Genomic DNA, 24842 nt, shown 5'->3' on the forward strand with positions numbered 1-24842 from the left:
CATCCTACGCGCGCCTAGGCCCCGACTGCCTCGCGCGCGGAGCGGATCCGCGCGTCGCGCTGGGCGATCTTCGGCTCGCGCTCGCGGAGCAGCGAGTAGAGAGGCGCCGAGACGAACAGGGTCGAATAGGTCGCGACGAGGATGCCGACGAAGATCGACAGGGAGATGTCGCTCAGGGTCTCGGCGCCGAAGCCGAACACGCCGATGAACAGGATCGCGGCGACGGGGAGCGCCGCGACGACCGAGGTGTTGATCGATCGGATGAGCGTCTGGTTGACGGCGAGGTTGACCGACTCCCCGAAGGTGCGATCCGACTCGGCCGCGGTGTTCTCGCGGATCTTGTCGAACACGACCGTCGTGTCGTAGAGCGAGTAGGCGAGGATCGTGAGGAATCCGATGACCGCCGAAGGCGAGATCTGGAAGCCCGCGAGCGAGTACACCCCGATCGTCACGACGAGCACGTCGACGAGGCCGACGATCGCGGCGACCGACATCTTCCACGTGCGGAAGTAGATCGCGAGCACCAGGAAGGTCAGGACGAGGAAGATCCCGAGGCCCCACAGCGACTGCCGCGTGACGTCGGCGCCCCACGTCGCGCCGATGAACGAGTCGGTGACGTCGTCGGCGCTCACGCCGTAGCCCTCGGCCAGCGCCGCCGAGAGCGTGCGCGTGTCGTCCGCCGTGAGCTGCGACGTCTGCACGCGGATGCCGTCCTCGCCGACGACCGTGACCGAGGTCTCGGCGTCGGGGGCGACCTGGTCGACCGCGTCGGTCGCGATCGACTGATCGGTCGTCGAGGCGCCCGAGACCGTGAACTGGGAGCCGCCCGTGAACTCGATCGAGAACTCGACGCCGCGCACGAACGGCGCGATGGCCGAGAGCACGACGAGGACGATCGCGATGATGAACCAGAGGCGTCGGCGCGCGACGAACGGGACGGAGGTCTTGCCGGTGTAGAGATCGTTTCCGATCTCGTTCATGCTGCGCATCAGTCGTCAGCCTTTCCGTCGGTCGAGCCGGTATCGCCCTCGGCGGCGCGCTTCTCGGCGAGCTTGCGCTCGGCGATCGTCTGCCGCTTCGCCGCCTCGCCGGACGAGCGGCGATCGCGGCCCCGCGCGACGACGGGCGCGCGGAACTGCGCGCGGCCGCGGTACACGGATCCGAGCGCCTCGGGGTCGAGGCCCGAGAGCGGGTGCCCGCCGCCGAAGAAGCGGGTGCGGACGAGGATCTGCATGACCGGGTGCGTGAAGAGCACGAAGATCAGGATGTCGATCACGGTCGTGAGGCCGAGCGTGAACGCGAAGCCCTTCACCGTGGCGTCGGCGAGGATGTACAGCACGACGGCGGCGAGGATGTTGATCGACTTCGAGATGAAGATCGTGCGCTTCGCGCGGTCCCAGCCGTCCTCGGTCGCCGCGGTCGTCGACTTGCCGCCGCGCAGCTCGTCGCGGATGCGCTCGAAGTACACGATGAACGAGTCGGCTGTGAAGCCGATCGTGACGATGAGGCCCGCGACGCCCGCGAGGGAGAGGCGGTAGTCGATGCGCCACGACAGCAGGCACAGCATGATGTACGTCAGGACGGCCATCACGCCGAGCGAGGCGATGATGACGAAGCCCAGCGCGCGGTAGCTCACGAGGACGACCCACAGCGCCACGAGCGCGAGGCCGATGAGGCCCGCCATGAGGCCGATCTGCAGCTGCTGCGAGCCGAGCGTCGCCGAGATCGTGTCGCTCGAGACGACCTCGAAGCTCATCGGCAGGGCGCCGAAACGCAGCTGGTCGGCGAGCGTCGACGCCGTCTCCTGCGTGATGCCGGTTCCCGAGATCTGCGGCTGCCCGTTGGTGATGACGCCGTTCATCGACGGCGCCGAGATCACCGATCCGTCGAGCACGAACGCGAACTGGTTCTGCGGCGACTGGAGGTTGTAGAGGCGCTGGCTGATGTCGGCGAAGGTCTTCGTGCCGGCGCTGTCGAAGGTGACCTGGACGGCCCACGCGCCGCTCTGCTGCAGAACGACGGCCTGCGCGTCCGAGATCGCCGATCCGTCGAGCTCGACGGGACCGAGGATGTACTTCGCCGATCCGTCCTGCTCGCACGTGATGAGCGGCTCGTCCGCCGGGGCGTGCGCGGGGTCGTTGGCCTCGTCGGTGCAGTCGTACGCGAGCATCTGCGCGTAGAGCGCGTCGGTCACCCACGCGAGGTCGCTGCCGTTCGTGGGCGACGTCGTCGGTGTCGCGTTGAGCGAGGGGTCGGGCGTCGGGTACTCGGTCGTCTCGCCGTCGTCGCCGACGTAGCTCGTCGCGGGGTCGGCCGCGTAGAGGACGGGGCGCAGCTGCATCTGGGCGCTCGCCTCGATGCGCTGGCGCGTCTCCTCGTCGGCGTTGCCGGGGATCTGCACGACGATGTTGTCGCTGCCCTGCGTCGTGATCGACGCCTCGGAGACGCCGGACGCGTCGACGCGCTGGCGGATGATCTGGACCGCCTGGTCCATCTGCTCGGCCGTCGGGGTCTCTCCCCCGTTGTCGGCCTGCATGATGATCTGCGTGCCGCCCTGCAGGTCGAGCGCGAGCTCGGGGATCCAGGTGCCCTGCTTGAACACGTGGACGCCCAGCGCGTTCGCGCCGAACAGGACCACGGCCACCACCAGGAGGCCGAGGAGAGCGCGCCAGCCACGGCGCGACGATGTGCGTGAAGCCACGACGGGTCGCCTTCGTTGTCGATCGGGAGACGGATGCGGCCGCGGCGCGGCCGCACCGCTCAGTTCTTCTTGTCGTCCTCGTCGTCGCGGCGCTCGGCCGCGTCGTCGCCCGGAAGCTCGTCCTCGGTGCGGGAGTCCTCGATGAGGTCGTCGCCGGGGATCTGCTCCTCGGCCTCCTCGGGCTCGACGAGCGCGTCGGGGTCGAGGACGACCGTCTGCGCGTGGACCTGGACCTCGACGCCCGGCGCGATCTCGACGACGGCGCGCTTGGTGAGGTCCTCGGGGTCGAACTCGACGAGAGTGCCGTAGAGACCCGAGCGGGTCATGACCGCGGTGCCGGGGACGAGAGACGCCTGGCGCTTCTCCTCGTCGGCCTGGGCCTTCTTGCGGCGGCGGCTCGAGGACCAGAACATGAAGACGAGCAGCGCCGCTGCGACGACGAGGAGGATGATATCCGGGGACATGGGGCGGGGAGGGCCTTTCGTCGGGAGGAATCGCGCGGGAGACTCCGCGGAATGAGGGCGCGTCGGGGCGCGCGCATCTCACCGATCATAGGCCATCGATTCAAGCGATCCCGTCGGGCACCGGCACCCCGAGATGCGCGTACGCCTCGGGCGTCGCGACGCGTCCGCGTGGCGTGCGGCTGAGGAAGCCGATCCGGACGAGGTACGGCTCGACGACGCTCTCGACGGTGTCGGCCTCCTCTCCGACCGCGACCGCGAGCGTCGACAGCCCGACGGGGCCCCCGCGGAAGCGCCGCACGACGGCGTCGAGCACGGCGCGGTCGAGCCGGTCGAGGCCGATGGCGTCGACGTCGTACAGATCGAGAGCGGCGCGGACGCCGTCGAGCGTCACCTCTCCCCCGTGCACGAGCGACCAGTCGCGCACGCGCCGGAGGAGCCGGTTCGCGATGCGGGGCGTTCCCCGCGAGCGCCGCGCGATCTCGCCGCGCTGCGCGCCGTCGAGCCCCACCCCGAGGACCGAGGCCGAGCGGTCGACGACCTGCTCGAGCTCCGCCGCGTCGTAGAACTCGAGGTGGGCCGTGAAGCCGAAGCGGTCGCGGAGCGGGTTCGGCAGCATGCCCGAGCGCGTCGTGGCGCCCACGAGCGTGAAGGGGGCGAGGTCGAGCGGGATGCTCGTCGCGCCCGCACCCTTGCCGACCATGATGTCGATCCGGAAGTCCTCCATCGCGAGGTAGAGCATCTCCTCCGCCGAGCGCGCCATGCGGTGGATCTCGTCGATGAACAGCACCTCGCCCGGCGTGAGGCTCGAGAGCAGCGCCGCGAGGTCTCCCGCGTGCTGGATCGCCGGGCCGCTCGAGAGCCGGAGCGGCGCTTCGGCCTCGTGCGCGACGATCATCGCGAGCGTCGTCTTGCCGAGCCCGGGGGGACCCGCGAGCAGGATGTGGTCGGCCGGGCGGCGCTGGATCCGCGCGGCCTCGAGGAGCAGCTGCAGCTGCCCGCGCACCTTGTGCTGGCCGACGAAGGCGTCGAGACTCTGGGGACGGAGCGCGCCCTCGACGGCGAGCTCGGCGTCGCCCTGCGCCGCGGAGGACGTCGCGTCGTCAGCCACGCTCGCCCGCCTTCTGCGCGGGGCCGAGCGCCGCGAGCGTGAGGCGCAGGAGCGTCTGGACCGAGCCACGGTCGGCCTCGGACGCGCCCTCGGCCGCCGTCGTGACGGCCTCGGCGGCGACGCGCTCGGGCCAGCCGAGGCCCGCGACCGCGAGGATCACCTGGTCGACGACCGCGGGGGCCGCATGGGCGACGGGCGCCTGCGCCGGTGCCGCGGCGTGGATCCGCCCCTGCAGCTGCACCGCGATGAGCTTCGCCGTCTTGGGGCCGATGCCCGACACCTTGCGGAAGGGCTTGTCGTCCTCGGCCGCGACCGCGTCGGCGATCTGATCGATCGTCATGCCCGCGAGCACGCCGAGCGCCGACTTCGGTCCGACGCCGCTCACGCCGAGGAGCGTGCCGAAGACCTCGAGCTCGTCGCGCGACGCGAAGCCGTAGAGGCTCATGGCGTCCTCGCGCACGATCATCGACGTGTGCAGGAAGAGCTCGGCTCCCTCGCGCGCCGTGTGGGCGACGTCGGGCGTGACGGCGACGTGGAACCCGACGCCCGACACCTCGAGGACGACGTGGTCGGCTGACGCGTGGAGGACGGTGCCGCGGAGGGAGGAGATCACCCCACGAGCCTAGCGGCGAGTTCGTACGGATGTTCGAGCGACACGCGCCGTGCGCTTCTCGGCCGCGGCCCACGCCTGCTGGGCGGGCGTCAGGGCCGCCCCCGGCGCGGCGGAGGCCGCTCCCCCGCGCCATGCGTGGCAGAGCGCGATCGCGAGGGCGTCGGCCGCGTCGGCCGGCTTCGGGATCTCGGCGAGTCCAAGCACGCGGGCGACCATGTGCTGCACCTGCGCCTTGTCGGCGGAGCCGTAGCCCGTGATCGCCGCCTTGACCTCGCTCGGCGTGTGCGTCGCGGTCGGCAGGCCGCGCTCCGCCGCGAGCATGAGCGCGACGCCCGACGCCTGCGCCGTCCCCATGACCGAGGCCACGTTGTGCTGCGCGAAGACCCGCTCGACGGCGACGACCTCGGGCGCGTGCTCCTCGAGGACCTCGCGGATCCCCCGCGCGATCGTCGCGAGGCGGTCGCCGACGGGGGCGTCGATCGGCGAGCGGACGACGCCGACGTGGACGAGCGTCGCGGAGCGGTCGGGGGCGACGTCGACGACCCCGATCCCGCAGCGCGTCAGGCCGGGGTCGATGCCGAGGACGCGCAGGGTCATGCCCCCAACGCTAATCGCCCCGCGGGTCCGAAAGCGGATCCGCGGGGCGATTCGGCAAGACCGTCCTACTCGTCGTCCTCGGCGAGCTCGGCCTGGACCTCGTCCGAGATGTCGACGTTCGAGAAGACGTTCTGGACGTCGTCGCTGTCCTCGAGCGCGTCGATCAGGCGGAAGACCTTGCGGGCCGTCTCGGCGTCGGCCGGGACCTTGAGGTTCGCGACGAACTCGGCGTCGGCCGAGTCGTACTCGATGCCGGCCTCGACGAGGGCCGTGCGGACCGCGACCATGTCGCTCGCCTCGGTGACGACCTCGAAGCCGTCGGGAACGGCCTCGATCTCCTGCGCGCCGGCCTCGAGAGCGGCCATCATGACGTCGTCCTCCGTCGTGCCCTCGCCGGGGACGACGATGACCCCCTTGCGCTCGAAGTTGAACGAGACGCTGCCGGGGTCGGCCATGTTGCCGCCGTTGCGCGACACGATCGTGCGCACCTCGGCCGCCGCGCGGTTCTTGTTGTCGGTGAGGCACTCGATGAGGACGGCGACGCCGCCCGCGGCGTAGGCCTCGTACATGATCGTCGTGTACTCGACGGCCTCGCCGCCGATGCCGGCGCCGCGCTTGATCGCGCGCTCGATGTTGTCCTTCGGGACCGAGGTTTTCTTCGCCTTGAGGACGGCGTCGAACAGCGTCGGGTTCCCGGACTCGTCGGGGCCGCCCATGCGGGCCGCGACCTCGATGTTCTTGATGAGCTTCGCCCACGACTTGGCGCGCTTCGCGTCGATCGCGGCCTTCTTGTGCTTCGTCGTGGCCCATTTGGAGTGACCGGACATGAATCTCCTTGTAGAACTCGTGCGCCGCGCATCTCCGGGCGCGCGTCGGCGCCGAGCGCCGCGGGACTTCCGACCATCCTACGCGGCGGCGGCGCCCGCTACGCGTCGGCGCCGTGGACGTAGACCGGCGTGCCGAGCGGCAGCTGCGCGATGCGGTCGATCGCCTCAGCGCCGAGGCGCAGGCAGCCGTTCGAGATCGCCCCCTCGTGCGCGTCGTGGTAGTGGAACGCGATCGTCGCCTGATCCTGGCCGTCGAAGCCCGCGAGAGTCGGCGACTGCACCGACAGGTACACCATCGGGTGGCCGCGGGTGTAGTCGAACGCGACGGTCTCGTTGAGCATGATGAACGAGCGACCGACCGCGGTGGGGGTGGCCGCGGCGCCCCACGCGAACGGCCCCGCGACGGCCTCGCGCTCCCCCGCCCCCGAGATCGCGATCGTGCCGGCCGCGAGGTCGACGTCGACGCGGTGCGCGTTCTCGGTCACCGCGACGTCGCCGGCCCGCACCCACCCGATCGCCTGCGAGGGATCCCCGCTCCCCGGCAGTCCCTGCCGGCCGGCGACGAGCACCTTCAGCCAGTGCTCCTGCCTCTCGACGACGGGCACCGTCGTGCCGCCGTACCGCTGTTCACGCGGCAGGACCGCGACCGGGTCGCCTCCCGGCTCCGCGAAGACGGGCGCCGCATCGCCAGACGCCTGCGCGACGAGCCCCGTCGGATCGCCGAAGGGATCGTCGTCTGTCGGAAGACCGGGAATCACGGAGAAGACCTCGGTCGCGGGCAGCCCGGCGACGTCGTACGTCGCGTCGTCCGCCGGGTAGCCGGCCTGCGTGGGCGACGGCGACGGGGAGGGCGCGGGCTCCGCCGCGGGCGCGGGCGTCGCATCGGCGGCGCGCCCCGCCGGCGCCGGCCAGAGCGCCACGGCGGTCACGGCGGCGGCCGCCGCGACGAGAGCGGCGGCGATGATCGTCACGGAGCGACGCAGGCGTCTGTCTGGCATAGGTCAATCGGTGGCATGATCGGGGGATGCGCATTCTCTCCATACAGTCTGCCGTGGCATACGGCCACGCGGGCAACTCCGCCGCGGTCTTCCCGATGCAGCGCATCGGCGTCGACGTGCTCCCCGTCTCCACCGTCAACTTCTCGAACCACACGGGGTACGGCGCGTGGCGCGGCCCGGTCATGGATCCTCGCGACGTCGCCGACGTCATCACGGGCGTCGAGGAGCGCGGCGCGTTCCCGACGCTCGACGCCGTCCTGAGCGGATACCAGGGCTCCGAGGGCATCGCCGACGTCATCGTCGACGCCGTCGCCCGCGTCAAGGTGCAGAACCCCGGGGCGCTCTACGCCTGCGACCCCGTCATGGGCAACGCGAAGTCGGGCTGCTTCGTGGCCCCGGCGATCCCCGACCTGCTGCGCGACAGGGTCGTGCCGGTGGCCGACATCATCACGCCGAACCAGTTCGAGCTCGGCTACCTCACGGGCACGGCGCCCGACACGATCGAGTCGACCCTCGCGTCGGCCGACCTCGCGCGCGCCATGGGGCCGGACACGATCCTCGTGACGAGCGTCGAGCGGCCGGACCGCGAAGAGGGCACGATCGAGATGATGGCTGTCACGGGCGAGGGCGCGTGGGTCGTCACCACTCCTCACCTGCCGATGAAGGCGAACGGATCAGGCGACGTCACGGCGGCGCTGTTCACGGCGCACTTCGCGCGCACGCGCGACGCGGCCGACTCCCTCGCCCGCACGGCTTCGAGCGTCTACGGCCTACTCGAGCGGACGCACGCGGCAGGCGCGAAGGAGCTCCTCCTCGTCGAGGCGCAGGAGCACTACGCGCACCCCGCGATGGAGTTCGCGGCGCGCCGGGTCCGCTAGACCGCGTCGATCGCGTCGCGCAGGGCGTCCGCGAGGGCGCCCTGCTCCGCGTCCGAGAGACGATGCGCCGTGATCCGCAGGTGGCGCGACGGATCCCGGTCGGCGACGCGGAACTCGTCGCCGGGACGCGCGCGCCATCCGCGTCGCGCCAGCGCGCCCGCGACGGCGTCGGCGGGTCGGCCGACGTCGACCCAGACCGTCAGCCCTTCGCCGGGCTCGGCCGCGATCCCGCGCTCCGCGAGCGCCGCGGCGAAGGCGGCGTTCCTTCGCGCGTAGTGGTCGCCAGCCGCGGCGATCTCGCCCCCGGATCCCGCGAGCTGCGCGTGCGCCAGGCGCTGCAGGAGGTGGCTCACCCAGGTCGTGCCGGGGCTCAGCCGCTCGGCGAGCCGGGCCGCCGTGTGCTCGTCGCTCGCGACGATCGCCAGCGACATGTCGGGGCCCAGGAACTTCGACACCGAGCGCACGAGGGCGTAGCGCCGATGCCCCGGCCCGACGAGGGACCGATACGGCGCGTGCGAGAGCAGCGAGAAGTGGTCGTCGGCGATCACGAGCGCGTACGGGTGATCCGCGAGCACGTCCCGAAGCTCGGACGCCCGGCGCTCCGTGAGCGTCGCCCCCGTGGGGTTCTGCGCGCGGGGTGTGACGACGACGGCGCGCGCGCCCGCCTCGAGGGCGGCGCGGAGGCCGTCGGGCGTCATGCCCTCCCCGTCGACGGCGACCGCGATCGGCCGGTAGCCGGCGAGCCGCACGGTGCGGATCGTCGCGAGGAAGCCGGGATCCTCGACCGCGACGGCGTCGTCGCGCGCCAGCGCCTGCGCGAGGAGCCGCTCGACGGCGTCAAAGGAGCCGTTCGTGATCGTCAGGCGGAAGCCGGCGGGCACGTCGGGCCCCATCCACGCGCCGGCCCACTCCTCGAGCCCCGCGTCGATGACGGGCTCGCCGTACAGGACCGGTCGCCCGACGATGCCCGTGAGCGCCGCCGACGCGTCGGGGATGAGTGACGGGTCGGGGTTCCCCGCCGCGACGTCGCGCAGGTCGCTCGCCGGCGCGAAGCCCTCCTCGGGCACCGAGCTCACCCCCGTGACGCGGGTGCCGCCGCGGCCGCGCGACGCGACGAGGCCCGCCTGGGCGAGCTGCCGGTACGCGGCGACGACGGTGTTGCGGTTGACGCCGATCTCGTCGGCGAGCGCCCGCACGGGCGGCAGGGCGTCGCCGGTCGCGAGCACGCCGCGCTCGATCAGGGCGCGGAGATCCGCGGCGATCGAGACGGCCGTGCGTCCGGTGATCGCGAGCGCGGGGACCTGATCCGTCATCCGGATCAGCCTACGGCTCGCGCCTGCTATCTTTTGGCCTATGACAAAAACTGCAGAGCCCACGACGGGGACGGATCGCGTCAAGCGCGGCCTGGCAGAGATGCTGAAGGGCGGCGTCATTATGGACGTCGTCACACCCGATCAGGCGCGGGTCGCCGAGGACGCGGGGGCGGTCGCCGTCATGGCACTCGAGCGCGTTCCCGCGGACATCCGCGCGCAGGGAGGCGTGGCGCGCATGAGCGACCCCGACCTCATCGACGGGATCGTCGAGGCCGTGTCGATCCCCGTCATGGCGAAGGCGCGCATCGGCCACTTCGTCGAGGCGCAGGTGCTGCAGGCGCTCGGGGTCGACTTCGTCGACGAGTCCGAGGTGCTCTCCCCCGCCGACTACGCGAACCACATCGACAAGAGGCCCTTCGAGGTGCCCTTCGTGTGCGGCGCGACGAACCTCGGCGAGGCGCTGCGCCGCATCACCGAGGGCGCGGCCATGATCCGCTCCAAGGGCGAGGCCGGAACGGGCGACGTCTCGGAGGCGACGCGCCACATCCGGCAGATCTCTTCCGAGATCCGCGCGCTCGCGTCCAAGAGCGACGACGAGCTCTACGTCGCGGCGAAGGAGCTGCAGGCGCCCTACGAGCTCGTCGTCGAGGTCGCCCGCTCCGGGTCGCTGCCCGTCGTGCTCTTCACGGCGGGCGGGGTCGCGACGCCGGCCGACGCCGCGATGATGATGCAGCTCGGCGCGGACGGGGTCTTCGTCGGATCCGGGATCTTCCGCTCGGGCGACCCCGCCGCGCGGGCCCGGGCGATCGTCCGCGCGACGACCTTCTTCGACGATCCCGCCGTGGTCGCCGACGTCTCGCGCGGGCTCGGCGAGGCGATGGTCGGCATCAGCGTCGCCGACCTGCCCGCACCCCACCGCCTCGCCGAGCGCGGATGGTGACGACGGTCGGGGTGCTCGCGCTGCAGGGCGGCGTCCGCGAGCACGTCCGAATGCTCGAGAGTCTCGGTGCGCGCGTCTCGCGGGTCCGCCGCCCCGAGGACCTCGAGCGGATCGACGGGATCCTCCTGCCCGGCGGCGAGTCGACCGTGATCGACAGGCTCGCACGCTCCTTCGGGCTGCGGGATCCGCTCGTCGCGCGCCTGCGCGCGGGGCTCCCGGCATTCGGCACGTGCGCGGGCATGATCCTTCTCGCCGACCGCCTCGCGGACGGCGCGGCGGGCCAGCGGACCTTCGGCGGGCTCGACGTCACGGTGAGGCGGAACGCGTTCGGCGGACAAGCCGCGTCGTTCGACGCCCTGCTCGACGCGCCCGCGATCGGCCCCGGCCCCGTCGCAGCGACCTTCATCCGCGCCCCGATCGTCGCGGATCCGGGGTCGGCCGACGTCCTCGCGTCACTCCCCGACGGGCGCGTCGTGGCCGTCGAGCAGGGTCCGATCCTCGCGGCGGCGTTCCATCCCGAGCTCACGGGCGAGGACCGCCTGCACCGGCGCTTCCTCGCCCGCGCGCGGGCCGCGTGATCAGGCGGGCCAGGCCCCCGCGATCGCCTCGCGCACCTCGCCGAGCAGCTGCGGGAGCGCCTTCGTCCTCCCGATGATCGGGAAGAAGTTCGCGTCGCTCTTCCACCGCGGCACGATGTGCTGGTGGAGGTGCTCCTCGACGCCGGCGCCCGCGACCTCGCCCTGGTTCATGCCGATGTTGAAGCCGTCGCAGCGCGAGGTCTCGCGCAGGACGCGCATCGCGACCTGCGTCAGGTACGCGATCTCGGCCGTCTCCTCGGACGTCGCCTCGTCGTAGAGCCCGACGTGGCGGTACGGGCACACGAGCAGGTGGCCCGAGTTGTACGGGAAGAGGTTCAGCAGGACGAAGGCGTGCTCGCCGCGGTGGACGATGAGGCCGTCGGCGTCGCTCTTCCCCGGGGCCGCGCAGAACGGGCACCCCGATCCGCGGTTCGCATCGGCCCCCGCGTTGATGTAGGCCATGCGGTGGGGCGTCCACAGGCGCTGGAACGCGTCCGGGACGCCCCCGCCCGCGCTCTCGGGTTCGAGCTGCGCGAACTCCTCGCCGGGGCTCGTCACGCGGCGGCCGCCTCGGGGTCGCTCATCACCTGCTGCTTCGACTCGATGAGCCCCGTGACGAACGCCACGGCCTCGTCGATCGGGACGCCGTTGCGCTGCGACCCGTCGCGGAAGCGGAACGACACCGTGCCGGCCTCGCGGTCGGTCTCGCCCGCGATGAGCTGGAGCGGCGTCTTGGCCGTCGAGTGCGTGCGGATCTTCTTCTGCATGCGGTCATCGCTCGCGTCGAGCTCGGCGCGGACGCCTGCGCGACGCAGCCGGTCGACGACGCCGCCGAGGTAGTCGGCGTACTCGTTCGCGACGGGTATGCCGACGACCTGCACGGGTGCGAGCCACACGGGGAACTCGCCCGCGTAGTGCTCGAGGAGGATCGCGAAGAAGCGCTCGATGGATCCGAACAGAGCGCGGTGGATCATGATCGGCCGCTGCTTCGTGCCGTCGGCCGCCGCGTACTCGAGGCCGAAGCGCTCGGGCAGGTTGAAGTCGACCTGCACCGTCGACAGCTGCCACGAGCGCCCGAGCGCGTCGGTGACCTTGAGGTCGATCTTCGGCCCGTAGAAGGCGGCCTCGCCCGGCTCCTCGACGAGGTCGAGGCCCGTCGCCTGCGCGACGCGGCGCAGCGCGTCGGTCGCGACGTCCCAGACCTCCTCCTCGCCGATCCACTTCGACTTCTCGTCGTCGCGCATCGAGAGCTCGAGGCGGAAGTCGCTGAGGCCGAAGTCCTTGAGCAGCGAGAGCACGAACTCGAGGACCCGCGTCGCCTCCTCCTCGAGCTGCTCGCGCGCGACGAAGAGGTGCGCGTCGTCCTGCGTGAATCCGCGGACGCGCGTCAGGCCGTGCAGCGCGCCCGAGAGCTCGTTGCGGTAGACGGTGCCGTTCTCGGCGAGGCGGAGCGGCAGATCCCGGTAGCTGCGCGCGCGCTCCTTGTAGATCAGGATGTGCATCGGGCAGTTCATGGGCTTGAGGTAGTAGTCGGCGCCCTGCTTCGTGACGTTGCCCTCGTCGTCGCGCTCCTCGTCCATGCGGATGGGGGGCCAGATCCCGTCGGCGTACGTCGCCAGGTGGCCCGACTTCGCGAAGAGATCGCCCTTCGTGATGTGGGGCGTGTAGACGTAGGTGTAGCCGTTCTCGATGTGACGGCGGCGCGCGTGCTGCTCCATCTCGCCGCGGACGAGCCCGCCGCGGGGGTGCCAGACGCTGAGGCCGGATCCGAGCTCGTCGGGGAACGAGAAGAGGTCGAGCTCGCGGCCGAGCTTGCGGTGATCGCGCTTCTCGGCCTCGGCGAGGCGGTCCTTGTACGCGACGAGGTCGTCCTTCGACGGCCACGCGGTGCCGTAGATGCGCTGCAGCTGCGGGTTCTTCTCGCTGCCGCGCCAGTAGGCACCCGCGACGCGCATGATGTCCCAGCCGTTGCCGATGAGCCGCGTGTTGGGGATGTGCGGGCCGCGGCAGAGGTCCTTCCACACCGTCTCGCCCGTCTTCGGGTCGACGTTGTTGTAGATCGTGAGCTCGCCCGCGCCGACCTCGACGCTCGCGCCCTCGGCCGCCTCCTTCTTGCCGCCCTTGAGCCCGATGAGCTCGAGCTTGAAGGGCTCGTCGGCGAGCTCGGCGCGCGCCTCCTCGTCGGTGACGACGCGGCGCACGAAGCGCTGGCCGGCCTTGACGATGCGCTGCATCTCCTTCTTGATCGCCTTGAGCGAATCGGGGGTGAAGGGCTCGGCGACCTGGAAGTCGTAGTAGAAGCCGTCGGTGACGGGCGGGCCGATGCCGAGGTTCGACTGCGCGTCGACCGCCTGGACCGCCTGCGCCATGACGTGGGCCGTGGAGTGGCGGAGGATCGCGAGGCCGTCCTCGCTGTCGATCGTGACCGGCGTCGTCGTCTGCCCCTCGGTGACCTCCGTCGCGAGGTCCTTCAGATCGCCGTCGACGCGCATGGCGACGACGGACCGTTCGGGGTACAGATCAAATCCAGTGGTCACCGGACCATCCTATTCGCCCCGCGCCCGGCGCCCTACGCCGGGAGGGCGCGGCCGAACATCTGCGCCGTCGCGCGGGCGCTCGGCGCTCCCGCGTCGAGGTCGGCGCCGGCCGCGACGAGAGCGGCGACCACGTCTTCCGCCCCCTTGAAGACGGCGCCGGCGACGGGCGACTGACCCCGGTCGTTGAGCCGGTTCGGGTCGGCGCCCGCGGCGAGGAGGCCCGCGACGAGAGCCGCGTGTCCGTTGTATGCCGCGAGCATGAGGAGCGTGTCGCCCTTGGCGTCGGTGAGGTCGGCGTCGACGCCCTGGTCGAGGTACGCGAGGAGGGACTCGTCGCCCGCGCGGGCCAGGTCGAACAGGCGGTTGGCGAACTCCACGACGTCGTCGGGCATCGATTCGGGCATGCACCCAGCGTAGGGCGCGGCGCCGGGGATGCAGAGAGGCCCCGGCGGGATCCGAGGATCCGGCCGGGGCCTCCCGGTGGAGCGGATGACGAGACTCGAACTCGCGACCCTCACCTTGGCAAGGTGATGCGCTACCAGCTGCGCTACATCCGCGGATGGAAAAGCCCCCGTCTCCGGGGGCATCCGTGCGCGATACTGGGATCGAACCAGTGACCTCTTCCGTGTCAGGGAAGCGCGCTACCGCTGCGCCAATCGCGCTCATGAGAGCTGTTCAGTTGTGGAGAGGTGGCGACGGGATTCGAACCCGTGTAAACGGCTTTGCAGGCCGGTGCCTAGCCTCTCGGCCACGCCACCGTGGGTGGGATTCGAACCCGCATGCGTCCCGACGTGAATCGAGGCCACACTCGAGCGGATGACGAGACTCGAACTCGCGACCCTCACCTTGGCAAGGTGATGCGCTACCAACTGCGCTACATCCGCATTTCGTTTCCGCCGCTTCCGCGCCGGGCACTTGAACTACATTAGCCCAACCCCGCGCCCCCGCCAAACCGCGGCGGGTCTCCGGGCGTGTCCCGGCGCGACACCCCCGGGTCGCCACCCCGTTCCCGACTATCCGGATCCGTCCTGTAGTATCGACTCTTGTGCCGCTCCGGCGGCGCAGCTCTCTACGGGCGATTGGCGCAGTTGGTTAGCGCGCTTCGTTCACACCGAAGAGGTCGTGGGTTCGAGTCCCGCATCGCCCACAGAGTGAAGGTCCCCCGGATCGCGATTCCCATCGCAGCCCGGGGGACCTTTCGTCGTCTGCGGGATCAGGCGGCCCGCCACCCGTAGCGGCGCCCGAGCTCCGCCGCCACCCGCGTGAAGCGCTCGAGGTCGAGAGCGGCGGCCTCGCGCCGCAGCCCGTCCACGGGAACGGAGTAGAGCTGATCGAGGTCGACCCACGACTCGCGCCCCTGGGCATCCCAGGGGCCGGAGCCGAGGGCGAAGTACTCGCGGTCACCGTGGTGCGACCTGCTCGTGAACTTGACGGCGTACACGCGCCCCGCGGGGCCGTTCGCGACGACGAGCACGGGGCGGTCCTTCCCGCGGCCGTCGTTCTCGGCGTACGGCACCCAGGTCCACACGATCTCGCCCGCGTCGGCGTCGCCGTCGCGCTCGGGACTGTACGAGAGGCGCAGCGACCGCACCGACCGCGGGTCGACCTCGACCGTGACGTCGCCCGCGGGCGCCGGCACCGATCCGTCGCTCCCCTGCTGCGCCCTGGGGGCGGGCCACGCCGCCGTCGACGCGGGCTTCCTCTTCGAGCTCTTCAGGGCCGACGCCGCGACGTCCAGCCCGACCGACAGCAGCCGGCTCCAGATTCCTTTTCTCGCCACGCGCAAACACTACGGGGCGCCGCCTCCGAAGAGACGACGCCCCGCGAGCGTTCGGGAAGGTGCGGATCAGCGCTCGGCGAGCGCGTAGCCGTCCTCGCCGTGGACCGACACGTCGACGCCGGCGATCTCGTCCTCGTTCTTCACGCGGAAGCCGATCGTCTTGTCGATGATCCAGCCGAGCACGAAGGCCACGACGAACGAGTACACGAGGACCGCGACCGAGCTGATCAGCTGCACGACGAGCTGCTTGTAGTCGCCGCCCGTGAAGAGGCCCGTGTCGATGGCCGCGAAGCCGAGATAGAGCGTTCCGATGAGGCCGCCGACCAGGTGGACGCCGACGACATCGAGCGAGTCGTCGTAGCCGAGCTTCCACTTGAGCTCGACGGCGAGAGCGCAGACCACACCGGCGATGAGGCCGAGGATGATTGCGGTGCCCGGCGTGAGGTTCGCACAGGCCGGGGTGATCGCGACGAGACCCGCGACGGCGCCCGAGGCGGCGCCGACCGAGGTCGACTTGCCGTCCTTGATCTTCTCGACGACGATCCAGCCGATGATCGCGGCGGCGGGGCACACGAGGGTGTTGACGATGATGAGGCCCGTGCCCGTGCCGCCGTCCTCGCCGAGCGGGGCGGCCGTGACGCCGGCGTTGAAGCCGAACCAGCCGAACCAGAGGATCGCCGCTCCGAGCATCACGAGCGGGACGTTGTGCGGGCGGTTGATGCCCTTCTGGAAGCCGACGCGCTTGCCGAGGACGAGCGCCAGCGCGAGCGCGGCGGCACCGGCGTTGATGTGGACCGCGGTGCCGCCCGCCCAGTCGATGACCGCGACGCCCGAGTCCTCGCCGAACATCAGCGAGCCGAGGTTGATGATCCAGCCGTCGACCCAGACCCATGCGGCGACGGGGAAGTAGACGAGCGTGGCCCAGATGCCCGCGAAGAGCATCCACGGCCAGAACTTGGCGCGGTCGGCGATGGCGCCCGAGATGAGCGCGACCGTGATGATCGCGAAGGTCGCCGCGAACACGACGTTGATGAGGCCCTCACCCGTCGCGTCGGAGTCGACGGTCGACTGGAGGCCGAAGTCGGCGAAGGGGTTCCCGGAGAACGCCCCGGGGCCGCCGATGTTGTTGTACATGCTGAAGCCGAACAGCACGTAGAGCACGGCGATGAGGCCCATCGAGCCGAAGCTCAGCATCATCATGCTGACGACGCTCTTGGCCTTGACGAGGCCGCCGTAGAAGAGGGCGACGCCGGGCGTCATGAAGAGAACGAGAGCGGTGGCGATGATCAGCCACGCGAGTTGACCGCTGTCCATGGTGGTCCTCACTGGTTTCGGGTATTGGTGCACCGGTGAGCTGTGGTCGACATGGAGCGCTCGACCGGATCTGAATATCGTGACGTGCGCGATGATCCGGGGCGTTCTGTGCGCATTTCCGTGGTGTTACACGGATGCCGTGGGAGTAAACGCTGTGTTTCGACGCCCTGGGGGCAGTCGATGGGAATCTCCGGACTCAGGCGTGCGTCGACGCCACGAGTCGCGAGATCGCGCGCAGATACTTCTTGCGGTAGCCGCCCGCGAGCATCTCGGGCGAGAAGACGTCGTCGAGCGGCGCGCCCGTCGCACGGATCGGCAGCTCGGCGTCGTACACGCGGTCGACGAACGCGACGAACCGCAGCGCCTCGGACTGGTCGGACAGCTGATGCACGCCGCGGAGGCCCACGACGTCGACGCCGTCGACGAGGCGGGCGTAGCGCGAGGGGTGCACGACCGCGAGGTGCGCGACGAGGTCGTCGAACGCGTCGTCGGACGCGGTTCCGGCCGACGCGAGCGCGTCGTCGTAGTCGGATCCCTCGAGGACGACCGCGCCTCCCGTCGTCGAGCGCTGCCGGAAGTCGACGCCGTCGATCCGGGTCGTCTCGAAGCTGTCGGACATGCCCTGGATCTCGCGGAGGAAGTCCTGCGCGGCGAAGCGTCCCTCGCCCAAAGCGTTGGGCGGCGTGTTGCTCGTCGCCGCGAGGCGCGTGCCGCTCGCGACGAGCTCGCCGAGGAGGCGCGTCATGACCATGGTGTCGCCCGGGTCGTCGAGCTCGAACTCGTCGATGCAGAGCAGAGCCGACCCGCGCAGCAGCTCGACGGCGTTGCGGTAGCCGAGTGCGCCCACGAGGGCCGTGTACTGGATGAACGATCCGAAGTGCTTCCGCGGCGACGGCACCGCGTGGTAGATCGCCGCGAGCAGGTGGGTCTTGCCGACGCCGAATCCGCCGTCGAGGTACACGCCGGGCTTCTGCGCGGGCGCCGCCTGACCCTTCTTCCGCCCGAAGGAGAAGAGGCCGCGGCGCTCCACGGGCACGGATCCGCCGGCCGCGAAGGCGCGCAGCCGCTCCTTCGCCTCCTCCTGCGACGGGTACGCCGCGTCGACGCGGTAGCTGTCGAAGGTCGCGCCGTCGAACTGCGGCGGCGTGACGAGGCTCTGGAGCATCTCCTCGCCCGTGAGCTGCGGGTGTCGCTCGGAGAGCTGGACGAGGGTTGCGGTCGGCGCGGTCATCGCCAGCAATGGTACGGCGCGCCGCGGGCACCCGGATCCACCGTCCTATCGTGGGGAGCATGACCGGATCGATCCCCTCCCCCCTGGCCGAGATCCGTGACGACCTGCTCGCGCTCGAGACGCCCGACCGGCTGGAGCTCCTCGTCGAGCTCGGCGGCGAGCTCGCCCCGGCCCGCGAGCCCTACGCGTCGGACCCGACGGCCGCCGAGCGCGTGACGGAGTGCCAGTCGCCCGTGTACGTCGCGGTCGACGTCGCGGACGGGATCGTGACGCTCCACGCGATCGCCCCCGCCGAGGCCCCGACGACGCGCGGCTTCGCGGCCCTCCTCCAGCAGGGGGTGACGGGTCAGGCGGTCGCCGACGTGCTCGCGATCCCCGCCGACTTCCCGCAGACCCTGGGGCTCGAGCGGGTCGTCTCGCCCCTGCGGCTCTCGGGGATGGCCGGCATGCTGCGGCGCGTCAAGCGGCAGGTCGCCGCCCTCACGGCGTGACGATATCCTGCTCGATGAGCCACGAGCGCATCGTCTCGGCCCAGCGCGCCTCGTCGTAGTTCCAGAGCTTCGTGTGGCGCGCCTCCTTCCACGCCGAGAGCGTCACGAGGTCGGGCCGCGCCTCCGCGAGGCCGTGCGACGCGTCCGACGGGACGAAGCCGTCGTCGTCGCTGTGCATCACGAGGATCGGCTGCCGCAGCTCGTCCGCTCGCCGGACGACGTCGAGGTCGTTGAGCGAGATCGACTCGCCCGAGCGCACGACGCGCGACCACCCCGGCATGGTGAGCTGCCGGATCGCGACGTGCGTCACGGGCGAAGGCACGTGCAGCGCGCGCGCCTGGAACCCGAGCACGAGCCGCCAGTCGACGACGGGCGAGTCGAGGATCAGCCCCGCGATCATGTCGCTCTGCGCCGAGTTCAGAGCCGTCTGGAGCGCGATCGCGCCGCCCATCGACCACCCCATGATGACGACGCGTCGCGCGCCGCGCGTGCGGGCGTACGCGATCGCGGCGTCGACGTCGCGCCACTCCGTCGCGCCGAGACCGTAGCGGCCCGACGACGACCGCGGCGCCTCGCCGTCGTTGCGGTACGACACCGTGAGGGTCGGGAGGCCCAGCGCGCGGAACACCGGGACGGCGCGCAGCACCTCGGCCCGGACGGTGCCGCGGCCGTGCACCGCGATGACCCAGGTGTCGCGCGGACCGTCTCCCTCGGGAGGGAAGAACCAGGCGGGGCACTCCCCCACAGGCGCGCGCACCGTCACGTCGCGGAACGGGACGTGCAGCTGCGCCGGCTCGTCGTAGTACCACCCTGAGAACGACGCCGCGCGCGCGATCCGCTCGCCCGACGCGATGTGCGTCAGCAGCTTGCGGGTCACGGTGCGGTCGTCCTCGGCGACGACGGACCCGAGCTTGAGGTAGCCGCGGGATCCGTTGACGAACAGGCCGTATCGGCCGGGCAGCACCGTGTCCGGCGTGCGCCCCAGCGTGATGGTCTGCGCCGTGCGGGACACTGCGTGCACCTGCACGTCGGCGATGCGGCGCTGCTGCGGCGACACCGCCTTGCGGGCGATCGCGAAGGCGACCGCCGTGCCTCCCGCGACGACGCCGAGCGCGGCGACGCCCGCGAGGGCTGCGATCTCGGACAGGTGCGGGGCGTGTCCCGCGGCGCGCCTGGGGTCTCTCACCACGCGTTCAGCCTAGTCTCTAGGCGTGTCTGACACAGGTGCTCCCCCGTCGGCGTTCGACGCCGCGGCAGGCGCCCTGCGCGGCGCGACGTTCCGCGACGACCTCGTCGTCCGCGAGATCGCCTCGCCCGCCGGCGTCGCGCCTCAGTCGATCGCGTTCGCGGGAGATGTGCGCCCCGACGCGCACGGCGACTCCCCGTACGGCACGGGGCGCTTCGTCCTGCTGCACGACGACGAGGAGCCCGAGTCGTGGGGCGGACCCTGGCGCGTCATCGCGTTCGCGCAGGCGCCGCTCGAGCCCGAGATCGGCAACGACCCCCTGCTCGCAGACGTCGCCTGGTCGTGGCTCACCGACGCGCTCGACGCGCGCGGCGCCGCGCACGCCGCGATCTCGGGGACCGCGACCAAGACCGTGTCGCGCGGCTTCGGCTCGCTCGCGGCCCAGGGCGACGGATCCCAGATCGAGCTCCGCGCGTCCTGGACGCCCGTATCGCCCGACGCCGCGCACATCGACGCATGGGCGGAGCTCGTCTGCATGCTCGCGGGTCTTCCTCCCGGGTCCGAGGACATCGCCGTCCTCGGCGCGCGCCCGCGCCGGTGAACGCGAGAAGATAGAGAGTCGCACGTCAGACCCGAGGAGACCGCCATTCCGTACCGCGTGATCGAGACCGCAGAAGAGCTCTCCGCCGCCGCGGCGACGCTGGCCGCCGGGACGGGGCCCGTCGCGGTCGACGTCGAGCGCGCGTCGGGCTTCCGGTACAGCGCGAGGGCGTACCTCGTGCAGGTCTTCCGCGAGGGGGCGGGCGTCTTCCTGTTCGACCCGCCCGCGATCGGCGACATGACGCCCCTCCAGGACGCGATCGCCGATGCCGAGTGGATCTTCCACGCGGCGACGCAGGACCTGCCGTCGCTGCGCGAGATCGGCCTGATCCCCCGCACGATCTTCGACACCGAGCTGTCGGCGCGCCTCCTCGGGTGGGAGCGCGTGGGCCTCGGCGCCGTCGTCGAGCGCACGCTCGGGATCGTTCTGAAGAAGGAGCACTCCGCCGCCGACTGGTCGACGCGCCCGCTCCCCCAGGACTGGCTCGAGTACGCCGCGCTCGACGTCCTGCACCTCGTCGACGTGCGCGACGCCGTCGCCGAGGAGCTCGAGGCGACGGGCAAGCTCGACTGGGCGCACGAGGAGTTCGCCGACGAGCTCACGCGCCTCCCGAAGCGCGCCCCCGCCGAGCCCTGGAGGCGGCTCTCGGGCCTCAGCAAGGTGCGCGGCCGCCGCGATCTCGCCGTCGCCCGCGCCCTGTGGCTCGCTCGCGACGCATTCGCCCGCGAGACCGACACGGCCCCGGGGCGGCTCGTCCCCGATCGCTCGATCGTCGCCGCCGTCACGGCGCACCCGCGATCACGCGGAGAGCTCGCGGGCGTCAAGGAGTTCGTCGGCCGCGCGAGCCGCACAGAGCTCGACAGGTGGTGGCAGGCGTTCGTCGACGGCCGAGCCGACGCCGATCAGCCCGCCGAGCGCGTTCCGAGCGACTCCCTGCCTCCCGTCCGGGCGTGGTCCGGCCGTCGCCCCGAGGCGGATCACCGCCTCAAGATGGCGAAGCCGGCCGTCGAGGCGCACGCCGAGTTCCTGTCGATGCCGACCGAGAACCTCCTGACCCCCGAGCACCTGCGCCGCGTCGCGTGGCAGCCGCCCGAGCGGGTGACGCCCGAGGCGATCGGCGAGGCTCTCGCGGCCCTCGGCGCCCGTCCCTGGCAGATCGGGCAGACCGCCCCGATCATCGCCCGCGCGTTTGTGCGCGCCGCGCAAACGCCCCCCGGCGACGCGGGCGACGCTTCGTAGCTTCGCCCCATCCGATTCGCCTCCGCGTTGTGCGCGCCTTCTAAGCTGGCACCGCAAACGCACACTCAGGAGGCAATGTGGCCCAGAAGCTGGACGTCCACTTCATCGACGGCGTGCGCACCCCGTTCGGGCGCGCCGGAGACAAAGGGATCTACGCGAACACCCGCGCCGACGACCTCGTCGTCAAGGCGATGCAGGGTCTGATCGACCGGAACGCGCAGGTCCCGAAGGATCAGATCGACGACGTCGCGATCGCGGCGACGAGCCAGACGGGCGACCAGGGCCTGACCCTCGGCCGCACGACGGCGCTCCTCGCGGGGCTCCCCATCACGGTTCCCGGCTTCGCGATCGAGCGCATGTGCGCCGGCGCGATGACCGCCGTCACGACCATGGGCGCCTCGATCGGCGCCGGCATGTACGACCTCGCGATCGCGGGCGGCGTCGAGCACATGGGCCGCCACCCCATCGGCTCGAACGCCGACCCGAACCCGCGCTTCGTCGCCGAGCGGCTCGTCGACCCGCAGGCCCTCAACATGGGCGTGACCGCCGAGCGTCTCCACGACCGCTTCCCCGAACTGACGAAGGAGCGCGCCGACCGCTTCGGCATGCGCAGCCAGCAGAAGGTCCAGGCGGCCTACGAGGCGGGCAGGATCCAGCCCGACCTCGTTCCCGTCTCGGTCCAGGACGCCGACGGCGCGTTCCAGCTCGCGATCGAGGACCAGGGCCGCCGCCCCGAGACGACGATGGAGGTGCTCGCGGGCCTCAAGACCCCGTTCCGCCCCCACGGCCGCGTCACGGCCGGCACCTCGTCTCCCCTCACCGACGGCGCGACGGTGAGCCTCCTCGCGAGCGGCAGCGCCGTCAAGCGGCTCAAGCTCCAGCCGAAGATGCGCATGGTCTCGTTCGGCTTCGCGGGCGTCCCCGCCGAGGTCATGGGAATCGGACCCATCCCGGCGACCGAGAAGGCGCTCGCGAAGGCGGGCCTCGAGATCGACGACATCGACCTCTTCGAGCTCAACGAGGCCTTCGCCGTGCAGGTGCTCTCGTTCCTCGACCACTTCGGCATCGACGACGACGATCCCCGCGTCAACCCGTGGGGCGGCGCGATCGCGCTCGGTCACCCCCTCGCGGCCAGCGGCGTGCGCCTCATGATCCAGCTCGCCCGCCAGTTCGAGGAGCGCCCCGACGTGCGCTACGGCCTCACGGCGATGTGCGTGGGCCTGGGCCAGGGAGGCAGCGTCGTGTGGGAGAACCCGCATTGGAACGGCAAGAAGAAGCGGAAGTGATGACGACCATGACCGACTACGAATCCATCGACTTCGCGCCCCTCGACGCCGCCGCCGTCGACGAGGTCGTCACGCACTCGCTCGTGCGCGACGTGACGCTCGCGAGCGGCCGCACGCTCGCCCTCATCACGCTGCACAACGGGCGCGACCACACGCGCCCCAACACGCTCGGCCCCGGCACGCTCACCGAGCTCGACGGCGTCATCGAGGATCTCCGCCGGCGCGCGCTCGCGGGCGAGCTCGACGCCGTCGGGATCACGGGCAAGCCGTACATCTTCGCCGCCGGCGCCGACCTCTCGCAGATCTCGGCGCTCCAGTCCCGGCAGAACGCGAAGCTCATCGCGCAGCGCGGGCACCACGTGCTCGGCAAGCTGTCCGACCTCGGCGTCCCCTCGTTCGCGTTCGTCAACGGCCTCGCGCTCGGCGGCGGCCTCGAGATCGCGCTGAACTCGACGTACCGCACCGTCGACGCCACCGCGGCGGGGATCGCGCTCCCCGAGGTCTTCCTCGGGATCATCCCGGGGTGGGGCGGCGCGACCCTCCTGCCGAACCTCATCGGCATCGAGAACGCGCTCGAGGTCGTGATCTCGAACCCGCTCAAGCAGAACCGCATGCTGAAGCCGCAGCAGGCCTTCGACCTCGGGATCTTCGACGCGATCTTCCCGTCGGCCTCCTACCTCGAGAATTCGCTCGCCTGGGCCGACGGCGTGCTCGGCGGATCCGTCGCAGTGGAACGCAAGAACCAGCCCGGGCGCTTCGAGCGCATGACGAAGTGGCCGATCGCGATCAAGGTCGCCCGCGAGACGCTCGAGCAGCGAATCGGGCGGGTCCCGCTGTCGCCGTATCGCGCGCTCGACCTCCTGGAGAAGGCCGCGAAGGGATCCGTCGCCGAGGGCTTCGAACGCGAGGACGAGGCGCTCGCCGACCTCATCACGGGCGACCAGTTCGCGGCGTCGATGTACGCGTTCGACCTCGTGCAGAAGCGCGCGAAGCGCCCCGTCGGTGCGCCGGACAAGTCGCTCGCGCGGCCCGTCACGAAGGTCGGCGTCATCGGAGCGGGCCTCATGGCCACGCAGTTCGCCCTCCTGTTCCTGCGCCGCCTGCAGGTACCCGTCGTCATCACGGACGTCTCGCAGGACCGCGTCGACCGCGGCGTCGCGGCCATCGTGACCGAGATCGCGGCCCTCGAGCAGAAGGGGCGCCTCGACTCCGACGCGGCGAACCGCCTCCGCGCGCTCATCGAGGGGACGACGGACAAGGCCGAGTTCGCTGACTGCGACTTCGTGATCGAGGCCGTGTTCGAGGAGACCTCGGTCAAGCAGCAGGTGTTCCGCGAGATCGAGCCGCACATCGCAGACGACGCGATCCTCGCGACCAACACCTCGTCGCTCTCGGTCGCCGAGATCGGCTCGGTGCTCGAGCACCCCGAGCGCCTCGTCGGCTTCCACTTCTTCAACCCCGTCGCTGTGATGCCGCTCATCGAGATCGTCCGCACGCCGCGGACGACCGACGCGGCGGCGTCGACCGCCTTCGTGACGGCGAAGGCGCTGAAGAAGAACGCGATCGGCTGCGCCGACGCCCCGGGGTTCGTCGTGAACCGCCTGCTCGCGAAGGTCATGGGCGAGGCGGCGCGCGCCGTCGACGAGGGCGCGAAGCTCGCCGACGTCGAGACCGCGTTCGCGCCGCTCGGGCTCCCGATGGGGCCCTTCGAGCTCATCGACCTCGTCGGCTGGAAGGTCGCGGCACACGTCCAGGACACCATGGCGGGGCACTTCCCCGACCGCTTCCACTCCTCGCCGAACATGCACGCGCTCTCCGAGATCGACGGCCCGCTCGAGCGCGACCGGAAGAAGCGCATCACGGGGTTCACGAAGGAGGCCCGAGCCGTGATCGAGGTCGGGTCGTCGCCCGCCGACGCCGAGACGATCCTCACCCGCGTGCAGGACGAGCTCGCGCGCGAGATCCGGATCATGCTCGACGAGGGCGTGGTCCCCGAGGTCGAGGACATCGACCTCGCGCTCATCCTGGGCGCGGGCTGGCCGTTCGTCGACGGCGGCGCGACGCCCTACCTCGACCGCTCGGGCGCGTCGGCCCGCGCGGCGGGGGGTCCGTTCCACGAGCCCGAGATCCGCGGCGTCGCCTGACGCGCGACGACGACGC

The 24842-nt window shown here is 71.5% G+C and carries 24 protein-coding genes and 5 tRNA genes; 9 read left to right on the forward strand and 20 right to left on the reverse strand.

The window, feature by feature from the left end; all coding sequences use genetic code 11:
- Positions 1–14: 14 nt before the first annotated feature.
- The 8 genes from secF to H576_RS0104570 all read right to left on the reverse strand — a co-directional run bounded on the left by secF (position 15) and on the right by H576_RS0104570 (position 7308).
- Complete coding sequence (secF, locus tag H576_RS0104535; protein ID WP_029149955.1) at positions 15–989, reverse strand: protein translocase subunit SecF; 975 nt, start codon at positions 987–989, stop codon at positions 15–17.
- Positions 989–2701, reverse strand: a complete 1713-nt coding sequence (gene secD, locus H576_RS0104540) for a protein translocase subunit SecD (protein ID WP_029149956.1) — start codon at positions 2699–2701, stop codon at positions 989–991. The genes secF and secD overlap by 1 nt, the downstream gene beginning before the upstream one ends.
- A 59-nt stretch (positions 2702–2760) precedes the next feature.
- Complete coding sequence (locus H576_RS14315) at positions 2761–3165, reverse strand: preprotein translocase subunit YajC (protein ID WP_051172156.1); 405 nt, start codon at positions 3163–3165, stop codon at positions 2761–2763.
- A 100-nt stretch (positions 3166–3265) separates the two neighbouring features.
- Complete coding sequence (gene ruvB / locus H576_RS0104550; RefSeq protein WP_029149957.1) at positions 3266–4273, reverse strand: Holliday junction branch migration DNA helicase RuvB; 1008 nt, start codon at positions 4271–4273, stop codon at positions 3266–3268.
- The gene (ruvA, locus tag H576_RS0104555; protein WP_029149958.1) at positions 4266–4886 is read right to left on the reverse strand and encodes a Holliday junction branch migration protein RuvA; all 621 of its coding nucleotides are present in this window, start codon (positions 4884–4886) and stop codon (positions 4266–4268) included. The genes ruvB and ruvA overlap by 8 nt, the downstream gene beginning before the upstream one ends.
- 9 nt (positions 4887–4895) lie before the next feature.
- Positions 4896–5483, reverse strand: a complete 588-nt coding sequence (ruvC, locus tag H576_RS0104560) for a crossover junction endodeoxyribonuclease RuvC (RefSeq protein ID WP_029149959.1) — start codon at positions 5481–5483, stop codon at positions 4896–4898.
- A gap of 65 nt (positions 5484–5548) precedes the next feature.
- On the reverse strand, positions 5549–6310 hold the full coding sequence (locus H576_RS0104565) for a YebC/PmpR family DNA-binding transcriptional regulator (RefSeq protein ID WP_029149960.1): 762 nt from the start codon (positions 6308–6310) through the stop codon (positions 5549–5551).
- A gap of 98 nt (positions 6311–6408) precedes the next feature.
- Positions 6409–7308: a L,D-transpeptidase gene (locus H576_RS0104570; protein WP_029149961.1), complete on the reverse strand. Its 900-nt coding sequence runs from the start codon at positions 7306–7308 to the stop codon at positions 6409–6411.
- A 26-nt stretch (positions 7309–7334) separates the two neighbouring features.
- Between H576_RS0104570 and pdxY the strand changes: the two genes are divergently transcribed.
- Positions 7335–8186 (forward strand): pyridoxal kinase PdxY, encoded by an 852-nt coding sequence (pdxY, locus tag H576_RS0104575; RefSeq protein ID WP_029149962.1) that lies wholly within the window; start codon positions 7335–7337, stop codon positions 8184–8186.
- On the opposite strand, the gene H576_RS0104580 is transcribed toward pdxY, so the two are convergent.
- Entirely contained in the window at positions 8183–9499 is a 1317-nt protein-coding gene (locus tag H576_RS0104580) for an aminotransferase class I/II-fold pyridoxal phosphate-dependent enzyme (protein WP_029149963.1), read from the reverse strand. The genes pdxY and H576_RS0104580 overlap by 4 nt on opposite strands.
- A gap of 40 nt (positions 9500–9539) precedes the next feature.
- Between H576_RS0104580 and pdxS the strand changes: the two genes are divergently transcribed.
- Entirely contained in the window at positions 9540–10439 is a 900-nt protein-coding gene (gene pdxS / locus H576_RS0104585) for a pyridoxal 5'-phosphate synthase lyase subunit PdxS (protein WP_029149964.1), read from the forward strand.
- A complete protein-coding gene (pdxT, locus tag H576_RS0104590; RefSeq protein ID WP_029149965.1) occupies positions 10433–11017 on the forward strand; it encodes a pyridoxal 5'-phosphate synthase glutaminase subunit PdxT in 585 nt (194 codons plus the stop codon). Before pdxS ends, pdxT begins: the two co-directional genes overlap by 7 nt.
- On the opposite strand, the gene H576_RS0104595 is transcribed toward pdxT, so the two are convergent.
- The 7 genes from H576_RS0104595 to H576_RS0104625 form a co-directional block, all read right to left on the reverse strand.
- Positions 11018–11575: an HIT family protein gene (locus tag H576_RS0104595; RefSeq protein WP_029149966.1), complete on the reverse strand. Its 558-nt coding sequence runs from the start codon at positions 11573–11575 to the stop codon at positions 11018–11020.
- A complete protein-coding gene (gene thrS / locus H576_RS0104600) occupies positions 11572–13509 on the reverse strand; it encodes a threonine--tRNA ligase (protein ID WP_051172158.1) in 1938 nt (645 codons plus the stop codon). Before thrS ends, H576_RS0104595 begins: the two co-directional genes overlap by 4 nt.
- 77 nt (positions 13510–13586) lie before the next feature.
- Entirely contained in the window at positions 13587–13958 is a 372-nt protein-coding gene (locus tag H576_RS0104605) for an ankyrin repeat domain-containing protein (protein ID WP_029149968.1), read from the reverse strand.
- Positions 13959–14035: 77 nt separating this feature from the next.
- Positions 14036–14111, reverse strand: a tRNA-Gly gene (locus H576_RS0104610).
- Positions 14112–14144: 33 nt separating this feature from the next.
- Positions 14145–14216: transfer RNA gene (locus tag H576_RS0104615), tRNA-Val, on the reverse strand.
- A 25-nt stretch (positions 14217–14241) separates the two neighbouring features.
- Positions 14242–14312: transfer RNA gene (locus H576_RS0104620), tRNA-Cys, on the reverse strand.
- A gap of 53 nt (positions 14313–14365) precedes the next feature.
- Positions 14366–14438: transfer RNA gene (locus tag H576_RS0104625), tRNA-Gly, on the reverse strand.
- Positions 14439–14627: 189 nt separating this feature from the next.
- Between H576_RS0104625 and H576_RS0104630 the strand changes: the two genes are divergently transcribed.
- Positions 14628–14701 (forward strand) — tRNA-Val (locus H576_RS0104630).
- A gap of 66 nt (positions 14702–14767) precedes the next feature.
- Here the strand turns inward: H576_RS0104630 and H576_RS14320 are convergent.
- The 3 genes from H576_RS14320 to zapE all read right to left on the reverse strand — a co-directional run bounded on the left by H576_RS14320 (position 14768) and on the right by zapE (position 17879).
- Positions 14768–15334, reverse strand: a complete 567-nt coding sequence (locus H576_RS14320) for a type II toxin-antitoxin system PemK/MazF family toxin (protein ID WP_425411267.1) — start codon at positions 15332–15334, stop codon at positions 14768–14770.
- A 66-nt stretch (positions 15335–15400) separates the two neighbouring features.
- Complete coding sequence (locus tag H576_RS0104645; protein WP_029149970.1) at positions 15401–16648, reverse strand: ammonium transporter; 1248 nt, start codon at positions 16646–16648, stop codon at positions 15401–15403.
- 196 nt (positions 16649–16844) lie between these two features.
- A complete protein-coding gene (zapE, locus tag H576_RS0104650; protein WP_029149971.1) occupies positions 16845–17879 on the reverse strand; it encodes a cell division protein ZapE in 1035 nt (344 codons plus the stop codon).
- Positions 17880–17938: 59 nt separating this feature from the next.
- Between zapE and H576_RS0104655 the strand changes: the two genes are divergently transcribed.
- Entirely contained in the window at positions 17939–18370 is a 432-nt protein-coding gene (locus H576_RS0104655; RefSeq protein WP_029149972.1) for a SufE family protein, read from the forward strand.
- On the opposite strand, the gene H576_RS0104660 is transcribed toward H576_RS0104655, so the two are convergent.
- Positions 18360–19559 (reverse strand): alpha/beta hydrolase, encoded by a 1200-nt coding sequence (locus H576_RS0104660; RefSeq protein ID WP_245559110.1) that lies wholly within the window; start codon positions 19557–19559, stop codon positions 18360–18362. The genes H576_RS0104655 and H576_RS0104660 overlap by 11 nt on opposite strands.
- Before the next feature lie 22 nt (positions 19560–19581).
- On the opposite strand from H576_RS0104660, the gene H576_RS0104665 reads away from it, so the two are divergent.
- From H576_RS0104665 to H576_RS0104680, 4 genes are all read left to right on the forward strand, one after another.
- Positions 19582–20157, forward strand: coding sequence for a DUF3000 domain-containing protein (locus tag H576_RS0104665; protein WP_029149974.1), 576 nt, complete (start codon positions 19582–19584; stop codon positions 20155–20157).
- A 57-nt stretch (positions 20158–20214) separates the two neighbouring features.
- On the forward strand, positions 20215–21396 hold the full coding sequence (locus tag H576_RS0104670) for an HRDC domain-containing protein (RefSeq protein WP_029149975.1): 1182 nt from the start codon (positions 20215–20217) through the stop codon (positions 21394–21396).
- A 77-nt stretch (positions 21397–21473) separates the two neighbouring features.
- Positions 21474–22682 carry a thiolase family protein gene (locus H576_RS0104675; RefSeq protein WP_029149976.1) on the forward strand — a complete coding sequence of 403 codons (1209 nt, stop codon included), beginning with the start codon at positions 21474–21476 and terminating at the stop codon, positions 22680–22682.
- An 8-nt stretch (positions 22683–22690) separates the two neighbouring features.
- On the forward strand, positions 22691–24826 hold the full coding sequence (locus H576_RS0104680; RefSeq protein ID WP_029149977.1) for a 3-hydroxyacyl-CoA dehydrogenase NAD-binding domain-containing protein: 2136 nt from the start codon (positions 22691–22693) through the stop codon (positions 24824–24826).
- Positions 24827–24842: the final 16 nt, after the last annotated feature.

The sequence above is a fragment of the Microbacterium indicum DSM 19969 genome (genome assembly GCF_000422385.1).
Classification (GTDB): domain Bacteria; phylum Actinomycetota; class Actinomycetes; order Actinomycetales; family Microbacteriaceae; genus Microbacterium; species Microbacterium indicum.

Excerpts from the sequence above, each read along its gene's own strand:
- secF (WP_029149955.1), bottom strand. The coding sequence starts at position 989 with ATGCGCAGCATGAACGAGATCGGAAACGATCTCTACACCGGCAAGACC.
- H576_RS14315 (WP_051172156.1), bottom strand. The coding sequence starts at position 3,165 with ATGTCCCCGGATATCATCCTCCTCGTCGTCGCAGCGGCGCTGCTCGTC.
- ruvC (WP_029149959.1), bottom strand. The coding sequence starts at position 5,483 with ATGACCCTGCGCGTCCTCGGCATCGACCCCGGCCTGACGCGCTGCGGG.
- H576_RS0104565 (WP_029149960.1), bottom strand. The coding sequence starts at position 6,310 with ATGTCCGGTCACTCCAAATGGGCCACGACGAAGCACAAGAAGGCCGCG.
- H576_RS0104570 (WP_029149961.1), bottom strand. The coding sequence starts at position 7,308 with ATGCCAGACAGACGCCTGCGTCGCTCCGTGACGATCATCGCCGCCGCT.
- pdxY (WP_029149962.1), top strand. The coding sequence starts at position 7,335 with ATGCGCATTCTCTCCATACAGTCTGCCGTGGCATACGGCCACGCGGGC.
- H576_RS0104580 (WP_029149963.1), bottom strand. The coding sequence starts at position 9,499 with ATGACGGATCAGGTCCCCGCGCTCGCGATCACCGGACGCACGGCCGTC.
- pdxS (WP_029149964.1), top strand. The coding sequence starts at position 9,540 with ATGACAAAAACTGCAGAGCCCACGACGGGGACGGATCGCGTCAAGCGC.
- pdxT (WP_029149965.1), top strand. The coding sequence starts at position 10,433 with ATGGTGACGACGGTCGGGGTGCTCGCGCTGCAGGGCGGCGTCCGCGAG.
- thrS (WP_051172158.1), bottom strand. The coding sequence starts at position 13,509 with ATGCGCGTCGACGGCGATCTGAAGGACCTCGCGACGGAGGTCACCGAG.
- H576_RS0104605 (WP_029149968.1), bottom strand. The coding sequence starts at position 13,958 with ATGCCCGAATCGATGCCCGACGACGTCGTGGAGTTCGCCAACCGCCTG.
- H576_RS0104645 (WP_029149970.1), bottom strand. The coding sequence starts at position 16,648 with ATGGACAGCGGTCAACTCGCGTGGCTGATCATCGCCACCGCTCTCGTT.
- zapE (WP_029149971.1), bottom strand. The coding sequence starts at position 17,879 with ATGACCGCGCCGACCGCAACCCTCGTCCAGCTCTCCGAGCGACACCCG.
- H576_RS0104655 (WP_029149972.1), top strand. The coding sequence starts at position 17,939 with ATGACCGGATCGATCCCCTCCCCCCTGGCCGAGATCCGTGACGACCTG.
- H576_RS0104680 (WP_029149977.1), top strand. The coding sequence starts at position 22,691 with ATGACCGACTACGAATCCATCGACTTCGCGCCCCTCGACGCCGCCGCC.